Raw genomic sequence first — 6102 nt, forward strand, 5'->3', positions numbered from 1 at the left:
AATTACCCCTCCCAAACCCTCCCCTTGCCAAGGGAAGGGTGCGCGACAGTGCGGGTGGGGTGTATTTCATGTGCTTGGAAATTGCTATAAAAATAACTTCAGTTTAGCAGTGCGATCGCCAACTCAAAACTGTGCAGAATCTTGGCAAATTTAACCAGGGAATAAGCCAGAAGCAGCATCAAGGAAGGTAGATTTGTTTACTTGTTCTTTCTCAGGATACAAGACATCTAAAAGAAAATAATGCACCTTAAAAGTAGTGCCAAGATCATAAATTATGGATGCTGTTAAACGCCTAGCTACTCTTGACCGTATTCGCCGACTTAGCCGTCTGATGGATACATCTATACGCATACCTGTTTTTGGTTTTCGCATTGGATTAGACCCAATTATTGGTCTGGTTCCAGGTGCTGGAGATTTGATCAGTACAGCATTTTCGACTTACATTATATTTTTAGCTACCCGCTTTGGTATCCCTCGCCAAGACTTAGCCAAAATGATTTTTAATGTTGGTTTAGAAGCTGTAGTTGGCACTGTACCTTTAGTGGGTGATTTGTTTGATGCGTTCTACAAATCCAATATTCGCAATTTGGCAATTTTAGAGCAACATCTGACAACAGTGGAACCAGAACTACCAGAGGTATCTGCTGAAATTACAGAAAAGAAATTGCTCCGAGTTTAAAATTGAGATTTGCAATATTCGGGTAAGCCAACGCAGTCTTAATTCAGACATTTACGCTTGACTATTTAACATAGGAGATGAATTATTATGGCAATACAAAATGCTGCAACATTCTTTCAGGCAGTTAAAGAAGACCAAGCATTCCAACAAAGACTTAAAGCCACAGCTAATCCAGAAGCATTTATTCAGATTGCTAAAGAAAGTGGCTATGATTTCACTGTCGAAGAACTAGAGGCAGAAATTGATAAATTATCAGCAGAAGATTTAGCTGCCATTGTCAATCCAGGATGGGGCCCCAGACGGCATATTAATCCTCGATAATTCTGGAAATAATAGGCTAAAAGTCTATACAAAAAGACTAGATACTTGCATAGGCTTTTGCCTCCCATTATAATGCTGAACGTGCCTGGGCTAAATCACGTATAAGCAAAGTCTTAGAGTAAATGTAATCCGTTAGGCCGAGAGTTTCTTCCGAATCCAGGACTTTGTTGTTCTCAATTTGTCCTAATAACAGCTTAACCAAATCTTTGTCACTAAGTCCGAGGAGTGTACTACTTTGGGTTTGTTCCACTACAGCCCAAAACTGACGTAATATTTTTGAGTTTACAAGGCACATCTTCATTACTATCGCTCCTGGCTTGAATGAACGTGGATTAGCACTGATCACAATATAAAGAAAATATTAAATTATTTAACTTCACTAATATCGGTAATATTACAAAAACTTATTAAATATATGCAGACTTACATACTTGACAAAATTTGTTTATCAAAACCACTCTGATTGACTGATACGGTTTGATTGTGGTCTCTGATACTTATAATTTTATACCTAATCTTCATAAATAAGCGAAGTGCGTAAATGCTGTATATATCTTCCTCTATTGGTAGGCAAGTCATCCTTGTAACCGATGACAAAGACAATCAGTAACTGGTCAAATACTAGTAATGTTGCCCATACCGGAGTAATGACAGACCGCGTTTTAATTCTTGGAGGAAGGGGGCGGATTGGTAGCAATGTCGCTCAGGATATTGCTAACCATACGCAAGCCAAAATTACCATCACTGGGCGTACTCCAGCGACGGGAAATTTGCCATTAGGAGAACGAGAGCAGTATTTAACGTTAGACTTGGCAGAAGTTGATAAACTACGGGAAGCGATCACCAACTCTGATTTAGTAGTTCACTGTGCAGGCCCGTTTCACTACCGGGATGCTGATGTTCTAAAATTTTGTATTGAACAAGGTGTGAACTATATAGATGTAAGTGACCACCGTTCTTTTACTAGCAAAGCTTTAACTTATCATGAACAAGCTGTTGCCGCTGGGGTAACAGCCGTAATTAATACAGGCATTTTCCCTGGCATATCTAACAGTATGGTGCGTCAGGGTGTAGAGCAATTTGATGAAGCCGAAAAAATCAAGCTGTATTATTTAGTGGCTGGTTCTGGTGGTGCGGGTATCACCGTTATGCGGACAACTTTTCTCGGTCTACAACATCCTTTTGAAGCTTGGATAGATGGGAAATGGCAGGAAGTCAAACCTTATAGTGAAAGAGAAATTGTTGAGTTTCCTCACTATCAACGTAGTGGAGTCTACTGGTTTGATATGCCAGAAACCTTTACATTGCCTTATGCCTTCCCATCGGTTAAAAGTGTCACTACCAAATTTGGTTCATTTCCAGATTACTATAATCATCTAACCTGGATTGCAGCACATATTTTTCCCAAGTGGTTAATGCAGCGTAATGGCATGATTGAGTTTTTATCTCATGTCAGCCATACAATGACAGATTTCACTAATCGTTTTAGCGGTATTGGTGTAGCCGTCAAATCTGAAGTTATAGGCAAAAAAAATGGCTCCACAGGCGTTTATGCTTCTACTGTATTGCATGATAATGCCGCTGTAGCTACTGGTTGTGGTACTGGTACCGTGGCTCAATTAATTCTAGAAGGTAAACTGAATAAACCTGGAGTTTTACCTGTAGAAAATGCCTTACCCACAGAGTTGTTTACTCAGGTGATGAATAGTCGTGGAATTAAGATTGAAAATACATTCTTAAAGTACCCCGAATCGGTTATCAGTTCTAACACCCAAGACTCAGCGACATAACAGGATAAAATCTAGATTGCGATCGCTTTCCAAATCAGAATCTTTGAGCGATCAATTGAATATAGTTTGTCTAAATAAATGTATCAACCTACAAGTCAAAGGATCTCCGAAGCTCATTTTCAATGGAAAAACCCCACGGGTACTGTGGGGTTGTTTTATTAGGGTCTCTTATTATAGTACTATAGTACTATACTTGAGTAGAATTTACAAGTACTTTCTTTTTCTTATACCATTTATCAGAAAATCTCTCAAATTTTCATTCTTCTATGTATCCTGCATCAGCAATGATTATGTCTGCGGTTACTCAAATTCATCAATTGTAGAAGCAGGGATAGATTTTTTCTGCTTAACAATATGCGCCTCATACCAACGCATTAAGGGAGTTGCACTAACTCCATGCACAATTACTGAAACAACAATAGTCGTATAAGTTATCCAGGCAATTTGTTCAGCAGCTTCTCCCTTGAGACCATTACCAAAAGCATAAGCAAGATAGTAAAGGGAACCAACTCCACGAATTCCAAACCAACCAAATAACCAGCGAGTTCCAGGGTGTAAATTGCGGCGATGCGAACTAAATGGATGTTTACTCATTGTACTGATCCACCCACCTAAAGGTCTGATGAATAAGAACAATAAAATAATTACTAGTAAAGATTGCCCAGCATAATCAACCATAGGCTGGAATAGTAAGATAGAGCCTAATAATAGAATTGTCCCAACTTCTAACAGTTTTTCTAGTTGCTCAATAAATTCTAATTGAGCCAATGGTTTTTCAGGATTGCGATAACTACGTTGCACTACTAAACCCGCTACAAATACAGCCAGAAAACCATAACCATTGACAAATTCGGTTAAAGAATAAGTTAGTAATACTATACTAATACCAACAAAATCTTCCATTAATTTATCAGCAGAACGGCGCTTTTGAATATTTTGATCAATCCAGACGATGACTTTAGGAACTAAAATTCCCATAAATATTCCTGCGGCGATCGCCCAAAATAAATCTATTATTATCCATTGTTTAAACCAGTTTTGCCAATTATCATCTTTTAAGGCATAAATACCAAAATAAACAAAAGGAAAAGCTAAGGCATCATTTAATCCACCTTCGGACGTTAAACCAAAACGTAACTCATCTGTATCATTAGTATCAGTAAGTTGCACTTCTGAAGCTAACACAGGGTCAGTAGGTGCTAAAATCGCTCCTAACAATATACCTTCTCCCCAACTCATACCTAAAAATAATCTGGCCACAACAGCCAAGCCAAAAATTGAAATTGGCATTAATAGCCCAATCAGGCGAGAAGTGATGCCCCAAACCTGTAAATTTAGTGGCCGAATAATTTTTAAGCCACAACCAAAAACTGAAATAATAACTACTAATTCGGCAACTTTTTCTAATAACTCGGCATTGAATACGTCATCACGGCGTAATTGAATTAACCCTAAGCCATAAGGCCCTAACAAAATCCCAACCAATAGATAGATAAGTGAAAAAGATAAAGGTAAGCGGGTAATCCAACCAGATGCTAATGTAACAACTAGTAAGAGTAATCCAATCACAAATAAGTCAATAATATAGATATCAAACATGAAAATTAGTATAAAGAAGTATACCAACCTGCTAGTTTAGTTGTAATATTCCTAGCAATAAATTACCTATGGGTAGATTTATTGAAGAAAAATCCGGTAATTAATACTTTTGTTAGGTTAGTAAAAATAACAATACTAGGCACCTGAGTTATGCAACTTCCCGATAGTCCAAAAATTCCTAAATTCATGCAGTTAGTGCAATGGATTTATCAGCCATTGCAACTGATGGAAAATTCAGCCAAAGCACATGGAGACTGTTTTACTTTATGGCTAACTAAAAAGCAGCCAATGGTGTTTTTGAGTAACCCGGAAGCAATTCAACAGTTGTTTACAGATAACCTCAGTAATTTAGACTCTAGAGGTTCAGCCCAAATTTTACAGCCTTTATTAGGTGAAAATTCTTTAATATTGCTGTCTGGTACATCCCACCAACGCCAGCGTAAGCTATTAACACCACCTTTTCACGGCGATCGCATGAAAGCCTACGGCAGTATAATCGCTAACATCACAGAAGAAGTTGTCAGTCAGTGGAAAATTGGTCAGCCTTTCTCTGTACGGGACTCTATGCAAGAAATTTCTTTGAGGGTGATTTTACAAGCTGTGTTCGGACTGAATAAAGGAGAACGTTATACGCAATTGCAAAAACTCTTGACTTCCATACTAGATTTAAGTGGTTCAGCATTGCGTTCTACGATCTCGTTTTTGCCATTCATGCAAATAGATTTAGGTTCATGGAGTCCTTGGGGCAATTTTTTGCGTCAAAGAGAAAAAATTGACCAACTCCTATATGCGGAGATTCGGGAACGCAGACATCATGCCGATACTTCTGGGAGCGACATTTTATCTTTAATGATGTCAGCCCGCGATGAAAACGGCGAAGCTATGACCGATGTAGAGTTGCGCGATGAATTGATGACTCTATTAGTTGCTGGCCATGAAACCACAGCCTCAGCCTTAACATGGGCTTTGTACTTGATTCATCGCACACCACAAATACGCGAAAAGCTTTTGGCTGAGTTAGATCGTTTTGGCAACAATGCAAACCTAGACGAAATTACTCGCTTGCCTTATTTAACAGCGGTTTGCCAAGAAACATTACGCATTTACCCCATCGCTATGATTACTATCCCGCGTATTGTGAAAACACCCCTAGAAATTATGGGTCATCAATTTGAACCGGGAACATTGCTGGTAGGTTGCATTTATTTAACTCATCGCCGCCCAGATTTATATCCAGAACCACAACAGTTTAAACCAGAAAGATTTTTAGAAAGACAATATTCTCTATATGAATATTTACCTTTTGGTGGTAGCAATCGTCGTTGCTTAGGTATGGCATTTGCCTTGTTTGAAATGAAACTGGTACTGGCAACAGTACTGTCTCATGTAGATTTATCATTAGTTGATAATTATTCAGTTAAACCCATACGTCGAGGAGTAACTTTAGGGCCTTCAAGTGGTAAGTGGCTAATTATGACTGGAAGACGGCAAAAAGCAGATACTCTTGTTGGAGTGTAGCTCTTAAAGTGGCGATCGCCTATCTTCTTTTGAGCTAGGGATGCCGATTATTTTAAACACACACACCAAAAAGCCCCTTTCTGAAGAGAAAGAGGCTTTTAAAGTATAGAACCTGGCACCGAGCAATTGTGGCAGGAGGCAACCCTCCAACTATCGTAGCCGCAGCAGCGTTTCACCTCTGAGTTCGGGAAGGTA

The 6102-nt window shown here is 38.9% G+C and carries 6 protein-coding genes; 4 read left to right on the forward strand and 2 right to left on the reverse strand.

Annotation, left to right across the window (positions count from 1 at the left end):
- Positions 1-274 precede the first annotated feature (274 nt).
- The gene (locus tag IQ244_RS31910) at positions 275-679 is read left to right on the forward strand and encodes a DUF4112 domain-containing protein (protein ID WP_193900666.1); all 405 of its coding nucleotides are present in this window, start codon (positions 275-277) and stop codon (positions 677-679) included.
- 87 nt (positions 680-766) lie between these two features.
- The gene (locus tag IQ244_RS31915; protein ID WP_193900667.1) at positions 767-1000 is read left to right on the forward strand and encodes a Nif11-like leader peptide family natural product precursor; all 234 of its coding nucleotides are present in this window, start codon (positions 767-769) and stop codon (positions 998-1000) included.
- A gap of 67 nt (positions 1001-1067) precedes the next feature.
- Here the strand turns inward: IQ244_RS31915 and IQ244_RS31920 are convergent, their stop codons facing one another.
- The gene (locus IQ244_RS31920) at positions 1068-1301 is read right to left on the reverse strand and encodes a hypothetical protein (RefSeq protein WP_193900668.1); all 234 of its coding nucleotides are present in this window, start codon (positions 1299-1301) and stop codon (positions 1068-1070) included.
- Positions 1302-1647: 346 nt separating this feature from the next.
- On the opposite strand from IQ244_RS31920, the gene IQ244_RS31925 reads away from it, so the two are divergent.
- Entirely contained in the window at positions 1648-2790 is a 1143-nt protein-coding gene (locus tag IQ244_RS31925) for a saccharopine dehydrogenase family protein (protein ID WP_193900671.1), read from the forward strand.
- 300 nt (positions 2791-3090) lie between these two features.
- On the opposite strand, the gene IQ244_RS31930 is transcribed toward IQ244_RS31925, so the two are convergent.
- Positions 3091-4389, reverse strand: coding sequence for a cation:proton antiporter (locus IQ244_RS31930; protein WP_193900669.1), 1299 nt, complete (start codon positions 4387-4389; stop codon positions 3091-3093).
- Between the two features lie 150 nt (positions 4390-4539).
- Between IQ244_RS31930 and IQ244_RS31935 the strand changes: the two genes are divergently transcribed.
- Positions 4540-5907: a cytochrome P450 gene (locus tag IQ244_RS31935; protein ID WP_193900670.1), complete on the forward strand. Its 1368-nt coding sequence runs from the start codon at positions 4540-4542 to the stop codon at positions 5905-5907.
- The last annotated feature ends 195 nt before the right edge of the window (positions 5908-6102 follow it).

Origin of the sequence: Nostoc sp. LEGE 06077, from assembly GCF_015207705.1 — a bacterium.
Taxonomy (GTDB): Bacteria; Cyanobacteriota; Cyanobacteriia; order Cyanobacteriales; family Nostocaceae; genus Nostoc_B.

Coding starts and splice junctions, on each gene's coding strand:
- IQ244_RS31910 (WP_193900666.1), top strand. CDS start 275: ATGGATGCTGTTAAACGCCTAGCTACTCTTGACCGTATTCGCCGACTT.
- IQ244_RS31915 (WP_193900667.1), top strand. CDS start 767: ATGGCAATACAAAATGCTGCAACATTCTTTCAGGCAGTTAAAGAAGAC.
- IQ244_RS31920 (WP_193900668.1), bottom strand. CDS start 1,301: ATGAAGATGTGCCTTGTAAACTCAAAAATATTACGTCAGTTTTGGGCT.
- IQ244_RS31925 (WP_193900671.1), top strand. CDS start 1,648: ATGACAGACCGCGTTTTAATTCTTGGAGGAAGGGGGCGGATTGGTAGC.
- IQ244_RS31930 (WP_193900669.1), bottom strand. CDS start 4,389: ATGTTTGATATCTATATTATTGACTTATTTGTGATTGGATTACTCTTA.
- IQ244_RS31935 (WP_193900670.1), top strand. CDS start 4,540: ATGCAACTTCCCGATAGTCCAAAAATTCCTAAATTCATGCAGTTAGTG.